The sequence below is a fragment of the Lysobacter auxotrophicus genome, assembly GCF_027924565.1.
GTDB lineage: Bacteria > Pseudomonadota > Gammaproteobacteria > Xanthomonadales > Xanthomonadaceae > Lysobacter_J > Lysobacter_J auxotrophicus.
Genome location: NZ_AP027041.1, coordinates 2,745,135 through 2,764,082, shown reverse-complemented (window position 1 = coordinate 2,764,082; position 18,948 = coordinate 2,745,135). Strand labels below are relative to the sequence as shown.

The following is an 18,948-nucleotide window of genomic DNA, read 5'->3' as shown; positions in this document are numbered from 1 at the left end:
TCCCGTGACCCGCGATCTCGTGCTGCCATTGTCCCTCGCCGCGATGTTCGCGATGACGCCCGCACTCGCTGGCGACCTGCTGGTCGGCAACAAATCGGCCGACACCGTGTGGCGTCTGTCGACGAAGGACGGCTCGCGCGTGGGCGAATTTGCGACCGGGCGAGGGCCGCACGAGATCGTCGTGAGCCGCGACAACCGCTTCGCGCTCGTCAGCAACTACGGCGGGGCGACGCCGGGCCACAGCATCACCGTGCTGCAGTTCGACAAGCCTGATGGCACGCGCACGATCGATCTGGGCGACAACGCAAAGCCCCACGGCATGCGCCTGCTGCCCGACGGCCGACGCGCCGTGGTGACCACGGAAGCCTCGCGCAAATTGCTGCTGGTCGACGTGGCGAACGGCCGCGTGGAGCAGGCGATCAACCTCGGCGACGGCCGCGGCCACATGGTCGCGGTGTCGGGCGATGGAAAGACCGCATTCGTCACCAAGATCGACGCCGGCACCGTGAGCCGCGTCGACCTGTCCACACGCGCGAAGACGCATGAGGTCGCAGCCGGTGCGGGCGCGGAAGGCGTCGCCGTGCATCCCACGACCGGCGAGGTGTGGGTGAGCAACCGCGAGGCCGGCACGGTGACCGTGCACGATCCGAAGACGCTGGCGATCAAGCACACGATCGGCAGCGACGGCTTCCCGATCCGCGTCGTCTTCGCCGCGGATGGCCGCCATGCGCTGGTGACGAACGCGCGCGCGGCGACGCTCTCGGTGATCGACACCGCCAAACACGCAGTCGCGCACACCGTCGCGCTATCGCGTCCGGGTGTGGAGTATCGCGAAACGATGCTGGGCCGTGCGGCCTTGCCGATCGGCGTCATCGCCGATCCGACGCAGCCGCGCGTGTATGCCGCCATCAGCGGCGGCGACGAGATCGCGGTGATCGACACGACGCAGTGGAAGGTGATCGACCACTGGAAGACCGGGCGCGAACCGGACGCGCTGGGGATCGTGGAGTAGCGATTCGCGCGCTCGCCGCGTGTGTCGTCGCGCAGATCAAAGTGGGTTCCAGCTTTCGCTGGAATGACGATGTGTTTGGTGACCGCATTGGCTGAGGCGCGTACTGGCGCGAGGCGTCCTAGGCGTGATCAGCCTGGATCCCGGCCTTCGCCGGGATGACGTCTCCATGGAGTCGCCGCGCGGCCTTCTGAAGCCATAGCCCGTTGGTAAAGGGCGCGCGGCAGCGCGTCAAAGTGGGTTCCAGCTTTCGCTGGAATGACGATGAGGTGGATGACCCCTGAGGGGAGTGCCCGTGCGTGGTGGGCCTGGGTCCCGGCCTGCGCCGGGATGACGGTGCAGCTACTCGCACGCGTGCTGTGTGGGACAGCAGTTACCCGTCTGGAGCCACAGCCCCTTGGTAAGGGGCGCGCGGCAGCGCGGGATCGGGAGCACATAGCCGGGGCCCGAGATTTGCTGCGCAAATCTTGGATTGAAGATGCGAAGCATCGAAGTGGCGATGACCCCGCCGGCTGACCTCGGCACCCGCATCAGTCGATACCGTTGCTGCCTTCCGGCCCTGGCGGGGTTTTCGACCTAGCGTCGCGAGGGGCCGACGGGGCCACCATAGAGACTTGCATCAAAAGCCCCGCCGTCAGCGGGGCCTTTTCGAATCTGGCGGAGAGAGGGGGATTCGAACCCCCGAAGCGCGGTTTAGACGCTTACACACTTTCCAGGCGTGCTCCTTCAACCACTCGGACACCTCTCCGTTTTTTCCGGGAGGGGCCTGAACGCGGCGCTTGGCCAGCTCAGGGTGCACTCCAGGGCCGTGAATTCTAGCCGCCAGGCCCGGTATGGACAAGCGACGCCGTCGCGGTCGCAGCCGGCGCGATGCGGCGTGGCAGAATGAGGGCATGTCCTATCTTGTCCTCGCCCGTAAGTGGCGTCCGAAGCGCTTCGCCGAGCTGGTCGGGCAGGAGCACGTGGTCCGCGCGCTCAGCAACGCGCTCGACACGGGCCGCGTCCACCACGCCTTCCTGTTCACCGGAACGCGCGGCGTCGGCAAGACCACCATCGCCCGCATCTTCGCCAAGTCGCTCAACTGCGAGCGCGGCACCTCGGCCGAACCCTGCGGTGAATGCGCGGCCTGTCGCGACATCGACGCCGGCCGGTTCATCGACCTGCTCGAGATCGACGCCGCCAGCAACACCGGCGTGGACGACGTCCGCGAGGTCATCGACAACGCGCAGTACATGCCCAGCCGCGGTCGGGTGAAGGTCTACCTGATCGACGAAGTGCACATGCTGTCCAAGTCGGCGTTCAACGCGCTGCTGAAGACGCTGGAAGAGCCGCCGGGCCACGTGAAGTTCCTGCTGGCGACGACCGATCCGCAGAAGCTGCCCGTGACCGTGCTGTCGCGCTGCCTGCAGTTCAACCTGAAGCGGCTGGACGAGCAGCAGATCAACGGGCAGATGACGCGGATCCTCGAAGCCGAGGGCATTCCCGCCGAGCCCGGCGCGATCCGCCAGCTGGCCAAGGCCGCCGATGGCAGCCTGCGCGACGGCCTGTCGCTGCTCGACCAGGCCATCGCCTATACGGGTGCGAGCGCGGGCGCCGACGGCGGTGTGCTGGCCGACGCCGGCGTCGCGGCAATGCTCGGCACGGTCGATCGCACGCGCGTGGGCGCGCTGCTGGGCGCGCTGGCCGAAGGCGACGGCGAACGGCTGCTGGCCGAAGTCGGCACGCTGGCCGAGTTCTCGCCCGAATGGGGCGGCGTGCTGGACGCCTTCAGCGACGCGTTGCATCGCGTGCAGGTGCGCCAGCTCGTGCCGGGCGCCGAAGTCGAGGCCGATGGCGTGGACGTCGACGCGCTCGCCGCGAAGCTGCGCCCGGAAGTGGTACAGCTGTGGTACCAGATGGCGCTCAACGGCCGTCGCGACCTCGCACTGGCGCCGAGCCCGCGCGCCGGGTTCGAGATGAGCCTGCTGCGCATGCTCGCGTTCCGCCCGGCCGACGGCGACGGCGCACGCGCCGCGACGCCGCCGTCCGGCGCAAATCGCGAGCCGGTGCGCAGCGCCGCGTCCGCCGCACCCGCTGCGTCGGCCCCGACCCCGCGCATGCCGCCGCCGAATCCGTTTACCGATGCGACGCCGGCACGACCGGCGCCGCCGCGTGAGGCGCCGCCCGTGCGCGAGGCCGCGCCGCCGCCGCGTCCGACACAGGCCGCCCCGTCGATCGACGACACGCCGCCGTGGGCGATCGAAGCCCCGGCCAAGCCGGCCGAGCCCGTCCGGGCGCCTGCGCCGGCAGCCGCGCCTGTTGTCCCGGTCCAGGGCGCCGCGCCGGTTCAAAGCGCGCCCGTTCACAGCGCGCCGAGCCAGGACGCCGCGCCGGCCCCGCGCCCCGGCTTCGTCCACGACGCGGGCATCGCCGATGCGGACGCCTGGCATTCGCTGGTCGCCAATTCGACCCTGCGCGGCCCGGCGCGCGTGCTCGCCGAGCACGCCGGTTTCGTCGGCTACGCCGATGGCGTGCTGAGCCTGTCCCTCACGCCGGCCGATGATCTGCTTCGCAGCAATGCGATGACGGTGAACGCCGTTGCCGAAGCGCTCGCGCCGGCGCTCGGCGTGACGCCGCAGATCCGCTTTACGGAGAGCGCGCAGCCGGCCGAATCGCTGCGCGAACGCAACGAACGCGCGCGCGACGAACGCCAGGCCAATGCCGAAACCGCCTTCATGAACGATCCCGACGTGCAGCGGCTGATCTCGCAGTACGGCGCCAAGGTCGTGCCGGATTCGATCCGTCCGTACGACGAGAATTGACCCCGTCGCGCTCGCACGAGCGCGGCACAACGCCCCCACTGGAACACGAGAACGAACATGCGTGGAAACATCGCCCAACTGATGCAGCAGGCGCAGAAAATGCAGGAAAACGTCCAGCGCGCCCAGGAAGAACTCGGCAAGCTGGAAGTCACCGGCAATGCCGGCGGCGGCATGGTCAGCGTGACCATCACCGGTCGCATGGAATGCCGCAAGGTGCGCATCGATCCGAGCGTGATGACCGACCCCGAGATGGCCGAGGACCTGATCGCCGCCGCCTTCAACGACGCCGTCAACAAGGTCAATGCCGAATCGCAGGCGAAGATGTCCGCCGCCACCGCCGGCATGCCGATGCCGCCAGGCATGAAGATGCCGTTCTGACGACACGCGTCGCCGCCGCGCCGGCCCGCTCCGGCGTGGCCGTGCATCGCAACGCCGGCGACGCGCCAACCGCATGACCTCCTCCCTGCTTGAACAACTGATCGACGCCCTGCGCGTGCTGCCGGGCGTCGGTCAGAAATCCGCACAGCGCATGGCCTACCACCTGCTCGAACGCGAGCGCGCGGGCGGCCAGCGGCTGTCGGTCGCGCTCGCCGAAGCGGTGGAAAAGATCGGGCATTGCGCGCGCTGTCGCGACTTCAGCGAAACACCGGTGTGCGCCACCTGCGCCAGCGCATCGCGCGACGCGCACCAGCTGTGCGCGGTGGAATCCCCGGCGGACCGGCTCGCGATCGAACAGGCCACGGGTTATCGCGGCCTCTACTTCGTGCTGCAGGGGCGCCTGTCGCCGCTGGATGGCATCGGCCCGCGCGAACTCGGCCTGGATACGCTCGCCGCGCGGCTGGCTGAGGGCGAAGTGCAGGAGCTGATCATCGCCACCAATCCCACCGTGGAAGGCGAGGCGACGGCGCATTACCTCGCCCAGCTCGCGCGCCAGCACGGCGTGCGGCCGAGCCGACTCGCGCACGGCGTCCCGCTCGGCGGCGAACTGGAATACGTGGATCGCGGCACGCTGTCGCACGCGTTCGGCAGCCGCACCGAGGTGTCGGAGTAGGGCGCGTTCGCGGCGATTGCGGCATCATCGCGATTCGCCCCGCAACGAGCGCGCCCCATGTCCGAGACCATCTTCCACAAGATCATCCGCCGCGAGATCCCGGCCGACGTCGTCTACGAGGACGACCACCTCATCGCGTTCCGCGACATCGCGCCGCAAGCGCCGGTGCACGTGCTGTTCGTGCCGAAGACCGACATCGCCACGCTCAACGACCTGAAGCAAGACCAGGCGGCGATCGTCGGACGCCTTGCGCACGCGGCGGCCGAATACGCCAAGCGCGAAGGATTTGCCGAAGACGGCTACCGCATCGTCATGAACTGCAACGGCAACGGCGGGCAGACGGTGTTCCAGATCCACCTGCACCTGCTCGCGGGCGCCCAGCTGGGACGCTTCGGCACGCCGCGCTGAGTCGATGTCGATCGCGATCGACGAACATGAAAAGGCCCGCATCCGCGGGCCTTCTCATGTTCAATGCTCGAAATCACGAATCACGAATCACCACCAACCCCACCACGGCCACGGCGCCGGGTACTGCACCACGTCCACGGTTTCGCGTACGGGCCACAGGTAGACGACGTCGGCATCCACGCGCGGGAAGCGGTAGTCGTATTCGCCGATGCGACGGTTCTCGTATCCGGCAATGCGGCCGATGAAAGTCACTTCGCGGTTCTTCTCGAACACCGCCGGATCGTAGAAGCCGGTGCGGCAGGCCAGGAAGCGGCCCCCCGTGTCGTCGCTGCCCCAGTACGGGCGCGCCGACTCGTTGAGGTTGGTGGAGATCATCTCGAAGCAGGTGCGATTGGGCTGCGGCTCGACGCTGACGATGCGGCCGCCCCAGCGCACCGTTGCGCCGGTGGAGTCGGACGCCGCTGCCTCGCGCGGGGTGATCGGGTTGTACGCGCCTTGCAGCGGTTGGGGCGCCGATGCGCACGCGCTCAAGAGCGCAGCGCCGAGGGCGAGCAGGGCGAGACGGACGTTCATCGGCGTTCTCCTGGAGAAGTCGCGGGCGGGCGATGCGCGCGCAGCGCCTTGACCAAGGCGCGGGCCGAGCGTCCCCCCGTTTGGGCATCAGCGTACCGCCAATCGCTGAAACGTTGGCTGAGCATCCCCAGCTCCGCGGCCAGGTCCGGCCGGGCGGCGGCGACGCGCGACACCCAGCCCGATGCGGTTTCGCTGGGCGCGCGCTCCAGTCCGAACCGCCCATAGCGGCGCGCCAGGCGATGCCACGCGCGAAGGACCGGGTCGCGTTCGCGCTCGCTTCGACGGCTGAACCAGACCATCCACAACAGGCCGATCGCCATTGCCCCGACGAGCATCGCGATGAGGGTGCGCGGGTCCAGGCGATCCACGCCCAGCGGGCTGAGCAGGCGCTCCTGGCGCTGGGCATCGAAGGAGACGACGAAGTCGTTCCAGCCGCGGCGCACCCAGTCGGTGACATCGAACAGCGAGCGCACGCCCTGCAGGCCCGTGGCGCCGAAGTCGCCCGTCTGCAGCGTGTCGTAGATGCGCTCCGGCGCGACGGCGGCGGTCGGGTCCACGCGCACCCAGCCGCGTCCGCGCAACCACACTTCGGCCCAGGCGTGCGCGTCGGAGCGCCGCACCAGCCAATAGTCGCCGAGCGGGTTGCGGTAGCCGCCGGCGTATCCCGTCACCACGCGGGACGGAATCCCGGCCGCGCGCATCAGCACGACGAACGACGAGCTGAAGTGTTCGCAGAAACCGGCTTTCTGGTCGAACAGGAATTCGTCCACGCTGTGGCGGCCGAGCAGCGGCGTTTCGAGCGTGTAGGCGAAATCGCGGCGGATCCATTGCAGGGCGCGGTCGACGATCGCCGCGTCGTTCCTGGCACCGGCTTCCGCGCGCCACTGGCGGGCGAGGGCGACGGTGCGCGGGTTGAAACCCTCCGGCAGCCCCAGCGCATAGCGGCGCGCGGCGGGCGACAGGTCGGCTTCGTAACGCGCGGGCGGAGCCGATTGCATGCGCCATCGGCTGATCGCGGTCAGCGGCCGGAACGTCTGCAGCGCGTGGTCGGGATTGAGGTAGGTGCCGCGCGGCTCTTCCAGCGGCAGATCGAGCGCGACCAGCATGCGTGAGTCGGTCGCCTCGACCTCCATCTCGTAATCCCAGCGCACGGCGCCCGGCTCGACGAGCGTATGCGCCTGGCCCGGGCGCCAGCGCGGTTGCGTCCAGGTGCGGCCGTCGAATTCCCAGAACACCGGTCCGCGCCAGTACATCTGCGAGGTGGGCGGCGTCGCGCCGAAGAAACGCACGCGCAGCGCCGGCGTGTCGTCGGCCATCAGGTCGAGCCAGTCGCCCGGACTCATGCTGTCCGACAGTCCCGTGCGCGCCATCGCACGCTCGGGAATGCCCCACATCGGCGAGGCCACGCGCGGAAACAGCCAGAATGCGGCCAGCGCGATCGGCAGCCCGACGGCGACGAGGCGTCCCACGCCGGTCAGGCGCTTGCGCGGCCCGACGGGTTTGACGTCGCCGGATTCCAGCTCCGCCATGCGTTGCAACGTCGCCAGCACCAGCAGGACGGCGGTGAGGCCGAGCGTCAGCGACAGCGGCCCCTGGTCGAGCAGGAACGTCGCGAACGGCGCGAACAGCGCGAAGCCCATCAGGCTGCGGCCATCGCGCAGGGTGAAGGTTTCCGAGGGCTTGATCGCGAGCATCGCCGCGAGCAGCGCGCAGCCGGTGTCGCGACCGATCGCGAACCGGCTCAACACGAGCACGAGTGCGATCAGCGCGAGCGAAATCAGCAGGCGCAGCAGGCCCGGCATCGGCCGGCGCCAGGAGAGCGCGGTGACGCCGATCGCGCTGGCCGCGATGCCAGCGGCGAGCTGCGGCGGCAATTGCAGCAGCAGGGGCAGCAGGCAGGCGCCGGTGCTCCACAGCGTCCAGCGGCGGGTGCGGTCGTCAAGCTGCAACGGGGCGCGTTTAGACATGCGGCATCAGCGCGAGCGCGCGCAGGCAGGCGTGGCGGTGCAGCGGACCGCGATCGGGCCCCAGCGGCGCCTGTCCGGGAAGGCGCAATCTGAAGCGGCGGCCTTCGCGTTCGGCTTCGTCGACCCAGCGTGCAAGTCGGGCGATGCGTCCCTCGTACGGAATGCCGGCCGTGGCCTGCCAGTCGAGCACGATTTCCGACCCCAGCGGCTGTTCGAATTCGCGCACGATCAGCGCGTCGCGGCGCGCGGACGACTTCCAGGCGATGGCGCGCGGCGCATCGCCCGCGCGGTAGCCACGCAGGTGGTGCACATCGTCGCCGGCAGGATGCAGCCGCGCCTGCGCACTCTCGCCATGGCCGCCGGGCAGCGGCGGTCCGTGCGGCTCGGGCGTGGGGTACACCAGCAGCGGCGTTTCGGGCCACACGTACGCCCATGCGCGCGCGAGGCCGAGCGGGCGCGTGGTCGACAGTCGCAGCTTGGGCACGTCGAACCATCCGCGCGTCTGCGTCGGCAACAGCAGTTGCGCGTCGCCGACGCCCTTGTCGAGATTGAGCACGGACGGCTCGGCGTCGAAGGTGCCGTCATCGTCCAGGCGCAACCCGCGACGCGTGCGGCCGGGATCGGCGCGTGCGTGCAGCCGAAGTTCGAGCGGCATGCCGGCGGCGACGGGCTCGGCGTCGGCGGCGATGAGCTGCAGGTCGGACAACTGCATCTGCGCCGCGACCAGGCTCGCCAGTCCCGCGCCGCCCAGGAGCAGGCCCAGCAGCAACGCGGGATTGTTGTTGTAGTTGAGCGCGCCCAGCAGCATCGTCAGCAGCGCGAACGCGTAGAACAGGCCGAATCGCGTGGGCAGCACGTAGATGCGGCGCCGGTGAAGGCGCGCGGGCAGCGGCTCGGGATCGCGCGGACGCGTGAACACCATCGCGATGGCATGGGCGCGCAGGTACAGGCGCCGTGCAGCGGCGACCGGCATGGATCAGTCCACCGGCACCGCGTGCAGGATCGCCTTCGCAAGCGCCGCGTCCTTGCCCGCATCGACCTCGGCCACCAGTCGATGCGCCGCAACGGCGGGGAACAGCGCCTGAACGTCTTCCGGGAGCACGTGCGCGCGACCGAGCAGCAACGCGTACGCACGCGCAGCGCGCAACAGCGCGAGCCCCGCGCGCGGCGACAGGCCCACGCGTACGCCCGGGTGCCGGCGGCTGCGCGCCAGCAGCGCCTGCACGTAGGCGATCAGCGCCTCGCTCGCGTGGACGTCCAGCACCGCCTGGCGCGCGGCGAGCACGTCGGGCGCACTCAACTGCGGCGTCGCGCGTGCGATGAGGTCGCGACGATCCGTGCCGGCGAGCAGGTCGCGCTCGGCCGCCTCGCCGGGATAGCCCAGGCTCAGGCGCAGCAGGAAGCGGTCGAGCTGCGAATCGGGCAGCGGATACGTGCCCGACAGGTCCACCGGGTTCTGCGTCGCGATCACGAAGAACGGCTCCGGCAGCCGGTGCGTCGTGCCGTCGACGGTGACCTGGTATTCGGCCATCGCTTCCAGCAGCGCGCTCTGCGTGCGCGGCGGCGCGCGGTTGATCTCGTCGGCGAGCAGCACCTGCGTGAACACGGGGCCGGCGTGGAACTGGAACTGCCGCGTCTGGGGATCGAACACCGACACGCCGACGACGTCGGCCGGCAGCAGGTCGGAAGTGAACTGCACGCGCTGGAAGTCCAGGCCGAGCGTGGCGGCAAGCGCATGCGCCAGCGTCGTCTTGCCCAGGCCCGGCAGGTCCTCGATCAGCACGTGGCCGCCGGCAAGCAGCGCGACGAACGCCATGCGCACTTCCTGCTGCTTGCCCAGCACCAGGGCATTGACCTGTGTCTGCGCGCGGTCGAGGGATGCGCGAAGGCCATCGGTTAGCATGGCCGCCGTCGAAAGGGATACCGCCATCGTGCGTGTCTCCTGGAATGTTTCAGTGGTGCGCCGCGCGGGTCGGCGAATCGCCGACGGACCTCCCCCTCCGCGAGGCTGCCGGCGCGTCGATCCTGCCGGGGCCACCCATCTTTCCCGAGTGTAGCGAGGTCACGAACGGATGCGGGATGCAGTGCAGGCGCGACGTGCCTTTTGGGTGCTCTGGGTCTCGGTTCTGGCGATCAAGCTGCTCATCGCCGCGCGCCTGCCGCTGTTCGTGGACGAAGCTTTCTACTGGCAGGAAGGCCGGCATCCGGCCGCGGCCTATTCGGATCTTCCCGGCCTGACCGCCTGGCTGACGCGTCTTGGCGTTTCGCTGGGCGAGGGGATGTTCGCACTGCGTTTGCCGTTCCTGCTCATTGGCGCCGCGGTGCCGTGGCTGATGGTGCACGTGACCGCACGCGAGTTCGGCGCGAAGGCCGGCTGGCAGGCCGGCCTGCTCGCGCTGCTGCTGCCGCTCGCGGGCGGACTCGGCCTGATGGCGCTTCCCGACGCCGCGATGGCGCTGGCGACGCTGCTGTGCCTGGACGCGGGTGCGCGCCTGCTGCGGCAGGTCGATGCGCCGACCGCGCTCGAACTCGCCTTCGGCCTCGCGCTGGGTGCGCTGTGCCATTACCGCTTCATCGCGGTGATCGTCGTGGGGTTCGTCGCGTTGCTGATGCTGCCCGAAGGCCGCCGCGCGCTGCGCGACATCCGCGTGATGGTCGCCATCGCGTTCGGTGCGTCCGCATGGGCGCCGCTGGTGGCGTGGAATCTGGACAACGCCGACGCGGGATTGCGCTTCCAGCTGGTCGATCGCCACCCGTGGTCCTTCCATGTCGACGGCATCCTCTTCATCGGCATCCAGGCGTTGCTGGCCACGCCGCTGCTGTTCGCGGCGATGGCGGTCGCGGCCCGCCGCAGCCTCACGTGCGGATCGACCGTGTCGCGTTACTTCGCGCTGCTCGGTTCGGGCGTGGTGGTGGGGTTCTTCGCGCTGGGCTTCTTCGCCGACACCGAACGCGTCAGTTTCCACTGGCCCTTGCCGGGCTACCTCGCGCTGCTGCCGTTGGTGCCGGCGGTGCTCGCGACGTGGCCGCGCGCATGGCGGCTGGCGACACTGTGGCTGGCGGGCATCGGCCTGGTGGCGAACCTGGGGTACTACGTCGCCGTGTCGAACGCGAAGTGGCGCGAAGCGAGCGCGGCGGAGAAGTGGTATCCGGCCAACTTCGCCGGGTGGGGAACGCTGGCCGACGCGGTGCGCGCGCGGCTCGACGCGATGCCCGAAGGCACGCGCGTGGTCGCCGACAACTTCAAGATCGGGGCCGAACTCGGCTTCGCGCTCGGCGACCCGCGCATCCCGGTGCTCGACCACCCGATCAACCTCAAGCACGGCCGTGCGCCGCAGCTGCGTCTATGGGATCTGCAGACCGCCGGACGCAGCGAGTGGGGTAGCGCGCCGGTGCTGCTGGTCGTCGGCGCCACCGAGGTGAAGTACCGCGACCTGCTCGATCGCTATCACGTGCTGTGCGACATGGTCGGGCCGCTGCCGCCGCCGGAAGTGCTCAACATCGACCACGGGCGCCAGCGCTTCCTGCTCTTCGCACTGACGGGCGACGCGACGTCCGGTCCGTGCACGACGCCGTCGATGGCATGGGTCGACGCGCCCGTCGCCGACGCGCGCGTCGGGCGTCGATTCGACGTACGCGGCTGGGCGTTCAAGGATGGCGTCGGGCTGTCGGGCGTCGAGGTCACGCTGGACGGCAAGGTCGTCGGTCGCGCGGATTACGGCCGCGACTTCCCCGGCTTGCAGCGCGTCTGGCCCGTGTCGAGCGATCCGCAGCATCCGCGCGTGGGCTTCGATGCCCACGTGGATCTGGGCGATCGCGACATCGCACCGGGCCGGCACTGGCTGGGGCTGCGCCTGACGGGCCGGGATGGGAGCGTCGAAACCTTGGCCGAGCAGCCGATCGAACTGACGCAATGACGCTCAGGGCAGGCGGAAGCCAGCCTCGCGCAGCAGCGTCGCCGTGGCGATCAGCGGCAGGCCGACGAGCGCGGTTGGGTCGCGGTTCTCGATCGCCTCGAACAGCGCGATTCCCAGCCCTTCGGACTTGAAACTGCCCGCGCAGTCGTAGGGCTGCTCGGCGTGCAGGTAGCGGTCGATCTCCTCGTCCCCCAGCACCCGGAGCCGGACAACGGTGCGGTCCATGGCCTCGAACACCGGCCCGCCATCGCGCATCACGCACAGCCCGGTGTGGAACCGCACCGCCTGGCCGGACATCGACGCCAGCTGCGCCTTGGCGGCGTCGTGAGCGCCGGGCTTGCCGAGGGCGCGGCCACCGCATTCGGCGACCTGATCGGAGCCGATCACCCAAGCGCCCGGATGCCGCGCCGCCACGTCGGCCGCCTTCGCCCGGGCGAGGCGACGGGCCAGCGCCTCGGGCGCTTCGTCGGGAAGAGGGGTCTCGTCCGTGCCGGGGCGCTCGGTATCGAACGGCAGGCGCAGACGGCCCAGGAGCTCGCGCCGATAGATCGAAGTCGACGCCAGGATCAGCCGTTGCGGCGCGTTCATGCGGCCGGTGCGCGGGCCTGCGCGATCCGCGACAATTGCTGGTCGATCCGGCCGCGGGCGGCGTCGATGGAGCTGCGCACCTCGTCGAGCTGGGCGAGGCTGGCGTCCGGGCCGTGGTCCCGCAGCCAAAGCCGCTGGCGGAGCATCTCGCGCATCGCCTCGCCGACCGGGTCGTCGCCGTCCCCGCCGGTGACCGCTTCGATTTCGGCCCGCGCCACGCGCAGCTGGGCTTCCAGTGCGTCGGCGGCATCCAGGACGTCGCGCATCGCGCGATCGCGCCGGCTGGGTCGGGAGCGGGAATACGCCAGTACCGCGATCACCAGGGCGGACAGCAGCAGGAGCAGGGCGATGGTCACGGTCGTGCGCTGGAGTCGGAAGGCCTCCAGTGTGAAGGCCCTCCCGGCGGCCGGCAAATGCGCCGGCGCGGAACCGTGAACTGGCCCCGCTTGCCCCGTCGGGTTCAGGTTTGACACGAACCGGGGCGATCTCTAACATTCCGCAGCTTATGTCAGCGGACCTGCCCGAGATTCTTGATGCTTGGCGCATGGTGGCGGCGCGGCGCGGCGTGGAAGGCCGCGTGCCGTTGTCGGCGCTGACGCGGCTGCGGGACAGCCTGGTCGACACCCAGGGCGAGGTGCGATTCGCGCTCGATTTCGATCGCGACTCGCTGAAGGTGCCTTATGTCGAACTGCGTATCGATGCCGAGCTGCCGCTGACCTGTCAGCGCAGCCTGCAGCGATTCCTGTTGCCGGTGAACATCGTGCAGCGGCTCGGCCTCATTCGCGACGAAGCGGACGAAGCTGCGCTGCCGCCCGGATACGAGCCGCTGCTGGTGCCCGAAAACGGCCAGCTGCGGACCGTCGAACTGGTCGAGGACGAACTCATCCTCGCCGTTCCGGTCGTGCCGATCATGCCCGGCACGGAAGCGGTGGAAGGCGACTGGCCCGCACCTGAAGCAGGTCCGGAGCCGGAGCGCGCGAATCCATTCGCTGCGTTGTCGGCATTGAAGAAACATTCGAACTAGTTTTTTTGGAGCAAGACCATGGCTGTCCAGAAGTCCCGCGTTTCCCCGTCCAAGCGTGGCATGCGTCGTTCGCACGACGCGCTGTCCGCCAAGCAGCTGGCCACCGACCCGACCACGGGCGAGACCCACCTGCGTCACCACGTCACCGCCGACGGCTACTACCGCGGCAAGAAGGTGATCGACACCAAGTCCAAGGTTGCGGACGAAGAGTAATCTCTTCGCCCACCGCCGCCCGCGCCCGTCGCCTGACGTGCGCGGACGCCGCCGGGCCGCTGTCCGCCGCCGCAAGGCCCCGCGACGCAGCGTGGCCCGTGGTGGCGACCCCGATTCGAGGGTAGCGGCGGTACGCTTCCGTCGGCTCCGCCGACGGTTCCCGGCAAGTGCCCGACAGGGCCATCACGGCTGTGCAGCGGAGTGGCGATGACGCAACAGATTTATTCCCGCATCGCGGGAACCGGCAGCTACCTTCCCGAGAAGGTGCTGACCAACGACGACCTCGCGAAGATCGTCGATACCAGCGACGAATGGATCGCGGCCCGTACGGGTATCCGCGAGCGCCACATCGCCGCTGAAGGCGAGACCACGAGCGATCTGGCGTACCACGCTTCCGTCCGCGCGCTGGAAGCCGCCGGCATCGACGCGACGGAACTCGATCTGATCGTCGTCGGCACCACCACGCCTGACCTCATCTTTCCCTCGACCGCGTGCCTGCTCCAGCATCGGCTCGGCGCCAACGGCTGCCCCGCGTTCGACGTCAACGCCGCCTGCACGGGCTTCGTCTACGCGCTGACGGTGGCCGACAAGTTCATCCGTTCGGGCGCGGCCAAGACCGTGCTCGTCGTCGGCGCGGAAACGCTCACGCGCATGCTCGACTGGAGCGATCGCTCCACCTGCGTGCTGTTCGGCGACGGCGCCGGCGCGGTCGTGCTCAAGGCCGATACCGAAACCGGCATCCTCAGCACCCACATGCACGCCGATGGCGGCAAGAAGGAACTGCTGTGGAATCCGGTCGGCGTGTCGATCGGTTTCAAGCCGGAAGAACACAACGCCGGCGTGCGCGTGCTGATGACCGGCAACGAAGTCTTCAAGCATGCGGTGAAGGCGCTGGATTCGGTGGTCGAGGAAACGCTCGAGGCCAACGGCCTGGATCGTCACGACATCGACTGGCTGATCCCGCACCAGGCCAACCTGCGCATCATCGAAGCCACGGCCAAGCGCCTGGACATGCCGATGGATCGCGTCGTCGTCACCGTGGACAAGCACGGCAATACCTCGTCCGGTTCGGTGCCGCTCGCACTCGATGAAGCCGTGCGCTCCGGCAAAGTGCAGCGCGGCCAGCTCGTGCTGCTGGAGGCATTCGGCGGCGGCTTCACCTGGGGCTCGGCGCTGCTGCGCTACTGACTTTCAGCGCCGTAAAACATGACGCCTCCGCTCGACGCGGAGGCGTTTTTGTTTGTGCGATGCCTGCTGTCGCACGGCCATCGCTTCAATGCGAATCCGATACTGCGGCGCAGGTTGCCACCATGCCGCAGCGTCTGACCTTGCATCGAGCGGAAGCCCTACCGTGCATCGAGGCGTTACGCGATTCGCTGTGGCGGATCGAGCCTGCATGCTTGAGCGCATCAACAGGAACGGGCCGGCCGTCGATGAACGGGAGACGTGGAACGCGATCGGGAGGCAGCACCTTGCTTTGCTTCCGCCTCCGGGCGGACTCATTCCCGCGTCGATACGGAACACCTACCCGCATCATGCGCCGACCGCGCCATACCGCACGCCTTCACAGTTCCGCAACGCATCCGGTCTTCAATACGACCCGGTACAGACGCACTAGAGCAAAGGCTCGTATCATGCGCACTCTTTTCGCAGGGACCCCCGCCGCGTGACCGATTCCACCGCCCACGACGCATCGCTGGCCTTCGTATTTCCGGGCCAGGGTTCCCAGTCGGTTGGCATGCTCGCCGAATTGGCCGAGCTCCACCCCATCGTGCGCGAGACCTTCGCCGAAGCCAGCGACGGGGCCGATGTCGATTTGTGGGCGCTGAGCCAAGGCGGCCCGGAAGAAATGCTCAACCGCACCGAGTACACCCAGCCGGCGCTGCTCGCCGCGGGCATCGCGGTATGGCGTGCGTGGAACGCGCAGGGCGGTCGTTCGCCGGCGCTTCTGGCGGGGCACAGCCTGGGCGAGTACACGGCACTGGTCGCCGCGGGTGCGCTTTCGCTGACCGATGGCGCGCATCTGGTCCGCCTGCGTGGCCAGCTGATGCAGGATGCCGCTCCGGCCGGCATCGGCGCGATGGCCGCCGTGCTGGGCGCGGAAGACGCGCTGGTGCAGGAAGTCTGCGAAGCGGTTTCCGGTGCCGAGGTCGTCGTTCCCGCGAACTTCAATTCACCGGGCCAGATCGTCATTGGCGGTCACGCGGCCGCGGTGGACAAGGCGCTGGCGCTGCTCGGCGAACGCGGCGTGCGCAAGGCGGTGAAGCTTGCCGTCAGCGTGCCCTCGCATACGCCGCTCATGCGAGAAGCCGCGAACCGTCTTGCCGAGGCGATGGCGGGCTTGTCCTGGCGCATGCCGGATCGGCCCGTCGTGCAGAACGTCGATGCGCGCGTGCATGACAGCGTCGATGCGATCCGCGACGCGCTCGTCCGACAGCTCTACCTGCCGGTGCAGTGGACCGGTTGTGTCCAGGCGCTGGCGGGGAAGGGCACGTCGCGCATCGCCGAATGCGGCCCCGGCAAGGTGCTGGCCGGGCTGATCAAGCGCATCGACAAGGGCATCGACGCACGCGCGATCGGCGCCGTCGGCGATTTCGAAGCCGCGCTCGGCGACTGGACATGATCATCGGTTTGCGGGCGCGCGGATCCGCGTGATTCGCCGCCTGGATGCGAGCCGTGCCGGCTGCATCCCGTGAGCCCTTACTTTGGAGACATCAATGACCCAGCTCCTGAAAGGTGAAATCGCCCTGGTGACCGGCGCCAGTCGCGGCATCGGCGCGGCGATCGCCGACGAACTGGCTGCGCAGGGCGCCACCGTGATCGGCACGGCGACGTCCGAGGGCGGCGCGAGCGCGATCGGCGAGCGACTCGCCGCGCACGGCGGCCATGGCCGCGTGCTCGACGTGAGCGATGCATCATCGGTGGAAGCGCTGATCGAAGGCATCGGCAAGGAGATCGGCCCGATCTCCATCCTCGTCAACAATGCCGGCATCACGCGTGACAATCTGCTGATGCGCATGAAGGACGAGGACTGGCAGGCGATCCTCGACACCAACCTCACCAGCGTCTACCGCACCAGCAAGGCGGTGATGCGTTCGATGATGAAGGCGCGCAAGGGCCGCATCATCAACATCGCCTCGGTGATCGGCGTGACCGGAAACGCCGGCCAGGCCAACTACGCGGCGGCGAAGGCCGGCATCATCGCCTTCAGCAAGTCGCTTGCAAAGGAAATCGGCAGCCGCAACATCACCGTCAACGTGGTGGCGCCGGGCTTCATCGACACCGACATGACCAAGGCGCTGCCCGAGGATGCCAAGAACGCGATGCTGGGGCAGATCGCGCTGGGCCGCTTCGGTGAGCCGGCGGACATCGCCCGCGCGGTCGCCTTCCTGGCGGGGCCGTCCGCTGCGTACATCACCGGCGAGACCCTGCACGTCAATGGCGGCATGTACATGCCGTGAGCGGCCTCGGCCGGTCACTGTTTCAGCTGTAACCGCTTGAACCCAAAGGGCTTTCGCGTATGCTCGCGATCGTCCTTTATTCAATTAGACTATTCCGTCGAATATCCCGTCCCGGGAGGAGTGAGAACCCATGAGCAGCATCGAAGAACGCGTCAAGAAGATCGTGGTCGAACAGCTTGGCGTTAAGGAAGAAGAAGTCACCAACAACGCTTCGTTCGTCGACGACCTCGGCGCGGACTCGCTCGACACCGTCGAGCTGGTGATGGCGCTCGAAGAAGAGTTCGAGTGCGAGATCCCGGACGAAGAGGCCGAGAAGATCACCTCGGTGCAGCAGGCGATCGACTACGTGAAGGCTCACGTCAAGAGCTGAGCGGCCATTCGCTTGGCGGGCGCCGGCCAATGGGCCGACGCCTGCAAAACCAACGCCGAGCTTCGGCGCCTGGTACGTCAGGAAAATCAGACCGGGGCCGCATATAGCGGCCCCGTGTCTTATCAGCCGGTCTATACGCCGGCGTAGTGTCAGACGGAGTGTTTCATGTCCAACAACCGACGCGTAGTCGTGACCGGCCTGGGCGCTGTGTCGCCGCTGGGCAACGACGTCGCCAGCACCTGGGACGGCATCGTCAACGGTCGCTCCGGCATCGGCCCGATCACCCATTTCGACGCCTCCAACTTCACCACGCGCATCGCGGGCGAAGTGCGCAACTTCGACATCACCCAGTGGGTGAACCCGAAGGACGCCAAGAAGATGGAGGAGTTCATCCACTACGGCGTCGCCGCCTCGCTCATGGCGATGAAGGACGCCGACCTCACGGTCGACGAGTCCAATGCCGAGCGCATCGGCGCGCTGATCGGCTCCGGCATCGGCGGCCTGCTCGGCATCGAAGAACAGACCGTGAAGTACCACGACGGCGGCCCGCGCAAGGTGTCGCCGTTCTACGTGCCCAGCACGATCATCAACATGCTGCCCGGCCAGGTGTCGCTGCTCACCGGCATCAAGGGCCCGAACTTCTCCGCCGTTTCGGCCTGCGCCACCGCCAACCATTCCATCGGCATGGCGATGCGCATGATCCAGTACGGCGATGCGGACGTGATGGTCGCCGGCGGTGCGGAGCGCGGTTCCTCGCCGACCTCGGTCGCGGGTTTCTGCTCGATGAAGGCGATGTCCACGCGCAACGACGATCCGACGCATGCGTCGCGTCCGTGGGACAAGGACCGTGACGGCTTCGTGCTCGGCGACGGCGCCGGCATCCTGGTGCTGGAAGAGTACGAACGCGCGAAGGCCCGCGGCGCCCGCATCTATTGCGAGCTCGCCGGTTTCGGCGCCAGCTCCGACGCCTTCCACATGACGGCACCGAGCGAGAACGGCGAAGGCCCTGCACGCTGCATGGCCGCGGCCATGAAGGACGCGGGGATCAACCCGGACCAGGTCGAGTACCTCAACGCGCACGGCACCTCGACGCCGCTGGGCGACCTCGCCGAAACGCTCGCCATCAAGCGCGCGCTGGGCGACCACGCGTACAAGACGATGGTGTCGTCGACCAAGTCGATGACCGGCCACCTGCTCGGCGCGGCCGGCGGCGTGGAGGCCATCTTCTCCGTGCTCGCGCTGCACCACGGCATCATCCCGCCGACGATCAACCTGTTCGAAGCAGGCGAGGGCTGCGATCTGGACTACGTGCCGAACGTGGCGCGCGAGAAGAATATCGATGTCGCGATGTCGAACGGTTTCGGTTTCGGCGGTACGAACGGCACGCTGGTGTTCAAGCGCGTCTGATCGGAACCGCGTTCAGTGCGTCATGAAGATCCCCGCTTCGGCGGGGATTTTCGTTTTCGGATTCCAGCGAAGGGAGATTCGCCGACCGCCGGTCACTGGCCGTCATCTTCGCGAAAGCCGGGGCACAGGCTCGTCGCCTATCAGGAGCACGAACGCGCC

General features: G+C 68.7%; 19 protein-coding genes, 1 tRNA gene and 1 other RNA gene. 13 read left to right on the top strand and 8 right to left on the bottom strand.

From position 1 onward, the window contains the following. Window positions 1-4 precede the first annotated feature (4 nt). Window positions 5-1,012: a YVTN family beta-propeller repeat protein gene (locus LA521A_RS12425; RefSeq protein WP_281779203.1), complete on the top strand. Its 1,008-nt coding sequence runs from the start codon at window positions 5-7 to the stop codon at window positions 1,010-1,012. Between the two features lie 499 nt (window positions 1,013-1,511). Here the strand turns inward: LA521A_RS12425 and ffs are convergent. Next, window positions 1,512-1,608: signal recognition particle sRNA small type (gene ffs / locus LA521A_RS12420), an RNA gene on the bottom strand. Between the two features lie 56 nt (window positions 1,609-1,664). After that, window positions 1,665-1,757, bottom strand: a tRNA-Ser gene (locus LA521A_RS12415). Window positions 1,758-1,902: 145 nt separating this feature from the next. Between LA521A_RS12415 and dnaX the strand changes: the two genes are divergently transcribed. From dnaX to LA521A_RS12395, 4 genes are all read left to right on the top strand, one after another. Next, complete coding sequence (gene dnaX, locus LA521A_RS12410) at window positions 1,903-3,810, top strand: DNA polymerase III subunit gamma/tau (RefSeq protein WP_281779202.1); 1,908 nt, start codon at window positions 1,903-1,905, stop codon at window positions 3,808-3,810. Window positions 3,811-3,867: 57 nt separating this feature from the next. Beyond that, on the top strand, window positions 3,868-4,188 hold the full coding sequence (locus tag LA521A_RS12405) for a YbaB/EbfC family nucleoid-associated protein (RefSeq protein ID WP_281779201.1): 321 nt from the start codon (window positions 3,868-3,870) through the stop codon (window positions 4,186-4,188). Between the two features lie 73 nt (window positions 4,189-4,261). Then, window positions 4,262-4,861, top strand: coding sequence for a recombination mediator RecR (gene recR, locus LA521A_RS12400; RefSeq protein ID WP_281779200.1), 600 nt, complete (start codon window positions 4,262-4,264; stop codon window positions 4,859-4,861). A gap of 57 nt (window positions 4,862-4,918) precedes the next feature. After that, the gene (locus tag LA521A_RS12395) at window positions 4,919-5,269 is read left to right on the top strand and encodes a histidine triad nucleotide-binding protein (protein ID WP_281779199.1); all 351 of its coding nucleotides are present in this window, start codon (window positions 4,919-4,921) and stop codon (window positions 5,267-5,269) included. A gap of 87 nt (window positions 5,270-5,356) precedes the next feature. Here LA521A_RS12395 and LA521A_RS12390 read toward each other — a convergent pair whose 3' ends face one another. From LA521A_RS12390 to LA521A_RS12375, 4 genes are read right to left on the bottom strand one after another with little or no spacing between them, the layout of a single operon-like run. Beyond that, a complete protein-coding gene (locus LA521A_RS12390) occupies window positions 5,357-5,842 on the bottom strand; it encodes a Slp family lipoprotein (protein WP_281779198.1) in 486 nt (161 codons plus the stop codon). Further along, window positions 5,839-7,809, bottom strand: a complete 1,971-nt coding sequence (locus LA521A_RS12385; RefSeq protein ID WP_281779197.1) for a transglutaminase TgpA family protein — start codon at window positions 7,807-7,809, stop codon at window positions 5,839-5,841. Before LA521A_RS12385 ends, LA521A_RS12390 begins: the two co-directional genes overlap by 4 nt. Next, on the bottom strand, window positions 7,802-8,752 hold the full coding sequence (locus LA521A_RS12380; RefSeq protein WP_425494599.1) for a DUF58 domain-containing protein: 951 nt from the start codon (window positions 8,750-8,752) through the stop codon (window positions 7,802-7,804). Before LA521A_RS12380 ends, LA521A_RS12385 begins: the two co-directional genes overlap by 8 nt. 33 nt (window positions 8,753-8,785) lie before the next feature. After that, window positions 8,786-9,739 (bottom strand): AAA family ATPase, encoded by a 954-nt coding sequence (locus LA521A_RS12375; protein WP_281779196.1) that lies wholly within the window; start codon window positions 9,737-9,739, stop codon window positions 8,786-8,788. Window positions 9,740-9,881: 142 nt separating this feature from the next. On the opposite strand from LA521A_RS12375, the gene LA521A_RS12370 reads away from it, so the two are divergent. Further along, window positions 9,882-11,726: an ArnT family glycosyltransferase gene (locus tag LA521A_RS12370; RefSeq protein ID WP_281779195.1), complete on the top strand. Its 1,845-nt coding sequence runs from the start codon at window positions 9,882-9,884 to the stop codon at window positions 11,724-11,726. Window positions 11,727-11,729: 3 nt separating this feature from the next. Here the strand turns inward: LA521A_RS12370 and LA521A_RS12365 are convergent, their stop codons facing one another. Then, window positions 11,730-12,314, bottom strand: a complete 585-nt coding sequence (locus LA521A_RS12365; RefSeq protein WP_281779194.1) for a Maf family protein — start codon at window positions 12,312-12,314, stop codon at window positions 11,730-11,732. Next, window positions 12,311-12,670: a hypothetical protein gene (locus LA521A_RS12360; RefSeq protein ID WP_281779193.1), complete on the bottom strand. Its 360-nt coding sequence runs from the start codon at window positions 12,668-12,670 to the stop codon at window positions 12,311-12,313. Before LA521A_RS12360 ends, LA521A_RS12365 begins: the two co-directional genes overlap by 4 nt. A gap of 149 nt (window positions 12,671-12,819) precedes the next feature. Here LA521A_RS12360 and LA521A_RS12355 point away from each other — a divergent pair, with 149 nt between their 5' ends. The 7 genes from LA521A_RS12355 (at window position 12,820) to fabF (ending at window position 18,789) form a co-directional block, all read left to right on the top strand. Next, window positions 12,820-13,338, top strand: a complete 519-nt coding sequence (locus LA521A_RS12355; RefSeq protein ID WP_281779192.1) for a YceD family protein — start codon at window positions 12,820-12,822, stop codon at window positions 13,336-13,338. Between the two features lie 18 nt (window positions 13,339-13,356). Then, complete coding sequence (gene rpmF, locus LA521A_RS12350; RefSeq protein WP_115842959.1) at window positions 13,357-13,551, top strand: 50S ribosomal protein L32; 195 nt, start codon at window positions 13,357-13,359, stop codon at window positions 13,549-13,551. Between the two features lie 207 nt (window positions 13,552-13,758). After that, a complete protein-coding gene (locus LA521A_RS12345; protein WP_281779191.1) occupies window positions 13,759-14,739 on the top strand; it encodes a beta-ketoacyl-ACP synthase III in 981 nt (326 codons plus the stop codon). 550 nt (window positions 14,740-15,289) lie between these two features. Beyond that, window positions 15,290-16,174 carry an ACP S-malonyltransferase gene (fabD, locus tag LA521A_RS12340; RefSeq protein WP_425494598.1) on the top strand — a complete coding sequence of 295 codons (885 nt, stop codon included), beginning with the start codon at window positions 15,290-15,292 and terminating at the stop codon, window positions 16,172-16,174. Window positions 16,175-16,268: 94 nt separating this feature from the next. Beyond that, complete coding sequence (fabG, locus tag LA521A_RS12335; protein WP_281779189.1) at window positions 16,269-17,012, top strand: 3-oxoacyl-ACP reductase FabG; 744 nt, start codon at window positions 16,269-16,271, stop codon at window positions 17,010-17,012. Window positions 17,013-17,142: 130 nt separating this feature from the next. Continuing rightward, on the top strand, window positions 17,143-17,382 hold the full coding sequence (acpP, locus tag LA521A_RS12330) for an acyl carrier protein (RefSeq protein ID WP_031373652.1): 240 nt from the start codon (window positions 17,143-17,145) through the stop codon (window positions 17,380-17,382). A gap of 165 nt (window positions 17,383-17,547) precedes the next feature. Continuing rightward, entirely contained in the window at window positions 17,548-18,789 is a 1,242-nt protein-coding gene (gene fabF / locus LA521A_RS12325) for a beta-ketoacyl-ACP synthase II (RefSeq protein ID WP_281779188.1), read from the top strand. Window positions 18,790-18,948: the final 159 nt, after the last annotated feature.

Coding starts and splice junctions, on each gene's coding strand:
- LA521A_RS12370 (WP_281779195.1), top strand. CDS start 9,882: ATGCGGGATGCAGTGCAGGCGCGACGTGCCTTTTGGGTGCTCTGGGTC.
- LA521A_RS12355 (WP_281779192.1), top strand. CDS start 12,820: ATGTCAGCGGACCTGCCCGAGATTCTTGATGCTTGGCGCATGGTGGCG.
- LA521A_RS12395 (WP_281779199.1), top strand. CDS start 4,919: ATGTCCGAGACCATCTTCCACAAGATCATCCGCCGCGAGATCCCGGCC.
- fabG (WP_281779189.1), top strand. CDS start 16,269: ATGACCCAGCTCCTGAAAGGTGAAATCGCCCTGGTGACCGGCGCCAGT.
- LA521A_RS12375 (WP_281779196.1), bottom strand. CDS start 9,739: ATGGCGGTATCCCTTTCGACGGCGGCCATGCTAACCGATGGCCTTCGC.
- fabF (WP_281779188.1), top strand. CDS start 17,548: ATGTCCAACAACCGACGCGTAGTCGTGACCGGCCTGGGCGCTGTGTCG.
- LA521A_RS12365 (WP_281779194.1), bottom strand. CDS start 12,314: ATGAACGCGCCGCAACGGCTGATCCTGGCGTCGACTTCGATCTATCGG.
- LA521A_RS12405 (WP_281779201.1), top strand. CDS start 3,868: ATGCGTGGAAACATCGCCCAACTGATGCAGCAGGCGCAGAAAATGCAG.
- fabD (WP_425494598.1), top strand. CDS start 15,290: ATGCTCGCCGAATTGGCCGAGCTCCACCCCATCGTGCGCGAGACCTTC.
- recR (WP_281779200.1), top strand. CDS start 4,262: ATGACCTCCTCCCTGCTTGAACAACTGATCGACGCCCTGCGCGTGCTG.
- LA521A_RS12385 (WP_281779197.1), bottom strand. CDS start 7,809: ATGTCTAAACGCGCCCCGTTGCAGCTTGACGACCGCACCCGCCGCTGG.
- LA521A_RS12390 (WP_281779198.1), bottom strand. CDS start 5,842: ATGAACGTCCGTCTCGCCCTGCTCGCCCTCGGCGCTGCGCTCTTGAGC.
- rpmF (WP_115842959.1), top strand. CDS start 13,357: ATGGCTGTCCAGAAGTCCCGCGTTTCCCCGTCCAAGCGTGGCATGCGT.
- dnaX (WP_281779202.1), top strand. CDS start 1,903: ATGTCCTATCTTGTCCTCGCCCGTAAGTGGCGTCCGAAGCGCTTCGCC.
- LA521A_RS12345 (WP_281779191.1), top strand. CDS start 13,759: ATGACGCAACAGATTTATTCCCGCATCGCGGGAACCGGCAGCTACCTT.
- acpP (WP_031373652.1), top strand. CDS start 17,143: ATGAGCAGCATCGAAGAACGCGTCAAGAAGATCGTGGTCGAACAGCTT.